General features: G+C 70.0%; 1 protein-coding gene. It reads right to left on the reverse strand.

Annotated elements, in window-relative coordinates; genetic code table 11:
- A partial coding sequence (locus ACFWPA_RS19590; protein WP_378571593.1) for an amino acid adenylation domain-containing protein occupies window positions 1–4942 on the reverse strand: 4942 nt, incomplete at both ends.

A 4942-nucleotide genomic window follows, 5' to 3' on the forward strand; every position in this document is an offset into this window, starting at 1 on the left:
TCGATCCGCTCGGCCGGGTAGGTCGGGTCCACCGGCACGAACGCGGCACCGGTCTTCGCGACCGCCCAGATGCTCAGCACCGATTCGATCGACCGCCGCACCGCGACCGCGACGACCCGCTCGGGTCCGGCGCCGCGACCGATCAGCACCCGAGCCAACCGGGACGACCGCTCGTCCAGCTCTCGATAGGTCAGCGTCTGCCCCTCGAACGCGAGGGCGACCGCCTCGGGGTCGCGCGAGGCCCCGTGCGCCAACAGCTCCGGAAGAGTGCGCGGATCCGCGTCGGGCGCCCCACGCCTGCTCAGCAGCTGCACCCGTTCGGCGGCGTCGAGAATGTCGATCTCGGCGACCGGCGCCGAGGGACGCGCCACCACGGATTCGAGTACCCGCCGGAATCGGGACACGAACCCGGTGATCGTCGACTCGTCGAACAGGTCCGTCGCATAGGTGAACCCACCGACGATTCCGACAGGCGTGCCGTCCTCGGAGAAGGTCTCCGCGATCGTCACCTGGAGGTCGCACTTGGCGACGTGCTCGTCGAAGTCGAGCGCGGCCACGCTCAGGCCCGCGAAGTCCAGGTCGGACCGACCCGCGTCCTCGATCGCCAGCGCCACCTGGAACAGCGGGTGCCGCGCCTGCGACCGGGCCGGGTTGAGCACCTCCACGAGCCGCTCAAACGGCACATCCGCGTTCCCGAACGCCGCGAGATCCACCTCGCGCGCCTGCCCCAGCAGGTCGGTGAACGAGGCACCGGATTCCACCTGGAGACGGAGGACCAGGGTGTTGACGAACATGCCGACCAGGCCGTCGAGCTCAGCCTCGCCGCGCCCGGCGACCGGGGTACCGACCGCGATATCCGAGGTGCCCGACAACCGGGCGAGCAGCACGGACAGCGCGGAGTGCAGCACCATGAACAGCGTCGAATTGTGCGTGCGGGCAAGCCCGGTCAGCGCCTGGTGCAGTTCGGCGTCGATCGTGAACTTCGCCCTGCTACCGCGGCCGGACGCAACCAGCGCGCGCGGACGGTCGGTCGGCAGGTCCAGCTGCTCGGGGAGTTCCGCGAGCGCACCGGTCCAATGCGAAACCTGCCGGGAGATCAGCGACTCCGGGTCGTCCTCCGACCCGAGCACCTCCCGCTGCCACAGCGTGTAGTCCGCGTACTGCACCGGCAGCGGCGCCCATGCAGGCGCCTCCCCCATGCTGCGCGCCGCGTACGCCAGCAGCACGTCGCGGGTCAGTGGTTCGATCGAGACGCCGTCCGCCGCGATGTGATGCACCACCAGCACCAGCACATGCTCCGGCGTGCCGTCCACACGGAAGAGCCGGGCGCGCACCGGAACCTGCTCGGCGACGTCGAATCCCTCCGACACCACCTCGACCACCCGGTCGAGCAGGATCGACTCGGACACCGTCTCCGGAATGAGATTCAGGAGGGATTCCGACGTCGGCAGCACCACCTGATGACCGACCCCGTCGACCTCCGGGTAGACTGTTCGCAGCACCTCGTGCCGCGCGATCACGTCACCGAACGCCGCGCGGAGCGCCGCCAGATCCAGGTCTCCACCTAGTCGGATCGCGGCGGGAATGTTGTTCACCGCGGAACTCGGGTCGAACCGGTTCAGGAACCACATCCGCTGCTGCGCAAGCGACAGCGGGATGTGGTCCGGGCGCTCCCACACGGTCAGCGGCACCCGGCCGCCCGCGCCCATGTGCGCCCCCACCCGAACCGCGAGCGCCTCCACCGTCGACACCTCGAACAGGGTCCGCACCGGCACGGTCGTGTCCAGCGCCGCACCCAGCCGGGCGGTCACCCGGGTCGCGATCAACGAGTTGCCACCCAACTCGAAGAAGTCGTCGTCCGCTCCGACGCGCTCGACCCCCAACAGGTCCGCGAACGTGGCCGCGATAATCTCCTCGACCGGCGTCGACGGGGCACGGAACGTCTTCGCCTCGAATACCGGCGCAGGCAGCGCCGTGCGGTCCAGCTTTCCGGACGAGTTCACCGGCATCTCGTCGAGCACGACGAACGCCGCAGGAACCATGTAGGACGGCAGACGCGAGGCCAGGTGGGCCTTCAGTCCGGCAATGTCGAGACCTGTCCCCACGAGGTAGGCGACGAGTTGGTCGCCGACCCGCGGGTCCCGGCGCAGCACGACGAGGCACTGGTCGAGTCCGGCGACATCGCGCAGCGTCGACTCGATGTCACCGAGTTCGATCCGGAGACCGCGCAGCTTGACCTGGAAGTCTGTGCGCCCCAGGAATTCCAGCTGACCATAGGTGTTCCAGCGCACCAGGTCACCGGTGCGGTACATGCGCTCACCGGGCTCGCCGAACGGATTCGCGACGAACCGGTCCGAGGTCAGGTCCGCGCGGCCGTGGTAGCCGCGGGCCAGCTGCGCACCTCCGTGGTACAGCTCGCCAGCCACCCCGACTGGGGTCGGCTGCAGGCGCGCATCGAGCACGTACGAGGTGGTGTTCCAGACGCCCCTGCCGATCGGGACCACGGCCGCGTCGCCGATGTCGGAGGCGTCGAAGTGCGTGGTGGTGATCGCGGCCTCGGTCGGGCCGTAGGTGTTCTCGACGGCGGCGCCCCGGGCGGCGGCCCGGCGGGCGGTGCGCGGGGTGAGTTCCTCGCCGCCACCGAGGACGTGCCGCATCGACGCCGGGAGGGTCGAGGAGTCGTCGGGCAGCAGGGCGTCCAGCAGCGACGGAACGAACTCGGCGATCGTCACCGCGTGCTCGTCCACGATCCGGGCGATGTACGCGGGATCGCGATGCCCGTCCGGCCGCAGCACGACCACGGAACCGCCGATCTCGAGAAGCGCGAAGCACTCCCACACCGACACGTCGAACGTGATCGGCGCCTTCTGCATGGTCCGGTCGTCCGAGGTGAGGCCGAAGTGCCCGTGCATCCAACGAGTCTGGTTGGTGATCGCCGCGTGCGAGACGGCCACGCCCTTCGGGCGACCGGTGGATCCCGACGTGTACAGGATGTACGCGGTGTTCGCCGGGCGGAGCGGGGCGAGCCGATCGGCATCGGTGACCGGTGTGCTGGCGTGCGCCGAAAGGTCCAGCCCGTCGAGCTCGACGACATCGGCCCCCGCAGGCAGCGCGGCACCGGTGTCGGCGGTCGTCAGCACGCACACCGGCGCGGAGGAGGCGTGCACGTACTCGATGCGGTCGGCCGGGTGTTCCGGATCGATCGGCACGTACGCGCCGCCCGCCTTCACGATCGCGTACATCGCGACGAGCAGGTCGAACGAACGGTGCAGGCAGAGCCCGACCGCGGTGTCCGGCCCGACTCCCCGCTCGATCAGCGCCCGCGCGAGGCGATTCGCGCGGGCATCGAGTTCGGCGTAGGTGAGTTCGCTGCCCTCGAAGATCAGGGCGACCGCGTCGGGGGTGCGCTCGACCTGCTCGTCGAACAGCGCGACGAGCGTCGTCGGCTCGGTGTGCGCCGCGGTGTCGTTCCACTGCCGCAGCACCCGATCCAGCTCACCATCGGTGAGCAGCGCGAGGTCCCCAACCGGATGGGAGGCATCACTCGTGACGGACTCGAGGATCCTGACGAGTCGCTTGGCGAACGAGGCGATCGTCGACTCGTCGAACAGGTCTGTCGCGTAGGCGAACGATCCGTACATTCCGGCCGCGACGCCGGATTCATCGACCCTCTCACCGAGGGCGAGGTCGAGATCGAACTGGGTGACCGTCACCTCGGTGTTCAGCGCGCGGACCGTCAGGTCGGGCAGTTCGAGGGCGGCCTGCTCCTGGTTGTGCAGCGACAGCGACACCTGAAACAGCGGGTTGTGCGCCTTCGAGCGCACCGGGTTCAGTGCCTCGACGAGCTGCTCGAACGGCACGTCCACGTGACCGAAGGCGCGGATGTCGGCGGAACGGACCACGCCGAGCAGATCGGCGAACGACGCGGACGGGTCGACCTCGGTCCGCAGCACCAGGGTGTTGACGAACATGCCGACCAGGTCGTCCAGCGCTGCCTCGCCGCGCCCGCCGACCGGCGTCCCGATCGCGATGTCCGACTCACCGGACAGGCGCGCCAGCAGGACGGCCAGCGCCGCATGCAGGACCATGAACGGCGTAGCGCCACTGCTGGCAGCGAGGTCGCGCACGCCCCTGCTGAGCCGCTCGTCGATCGTGAAGTCGTACCGGGCGCCCCGCATCGACTGTTCCGCGGGTCGCGGACGATCCGTCGGCAGGTCCAGCGCCGCGGGCAGGTCCGCGAGCTCGTCCATCCAGAAGGCGAGCTGCTGTGCGGCAACACTGGTTTCGTCGTCGGGCGAGCCGAGCACCCGATGCTGCCACAGCGCGTAGTCCGCGTACTGCACCGGAAGCGGCGACCATGCGGGCGCCGACCCCGCCGAACGGGCGGTGTACGCGGTCATGACATCGCGGGCGAGGGGCGCCATCGACAGACCGTCCGCACTGATGTGGTGCACCACCATCACCAGCACCCGGTCCGTCGGGGACACCTCGAACAGCCGGGCACGCACGGGCGGCGCGATCCGCACGTCGAAGCCGCTGGACAGGACCCCGCCTGCCGCAGTGAGGAGGTCCGGTTCCGCGACGAGGGTCGGCGCCAGGTCCAGGTCGATCTCCTCGACCGCGACGATGACCTGGTGCGGCCCCGCCGCGGAGTCCGGGTAGCGGCTGCGCAGCGACTCGTGCCGCTCCAGCACGTCCACGACGGCGGCCTGCAGCGCAGCAACGTCGAGCACACCGGTGAGCCGGATTGCCAACGGAATGTTGTAGGCCGTGGATTCCGGGTCGAACCGGTTGAGGAACCACATCCGCTGCTGCGCCAACGACAGCGGCAGCTGCTCGGGCCGAGTCTGCGCGGTCAGTTCCGGGCGCGCACCGCTGCCCGCCGCCGACGCGACGCGGCCGGCCAGCGATTCGACGGTCGCCGCGTCGAACAGGTCCCGAA

The sequence above is a fragment of the Rhodococcus sp. NPDC058505 genome (genome assembly GCF_042720095.1).
GTDB lineage: Bacteria > Actinomycetota > Actinomycetes > Mycobacteriales > Mycobacteriaceae > Rhodococcus_G.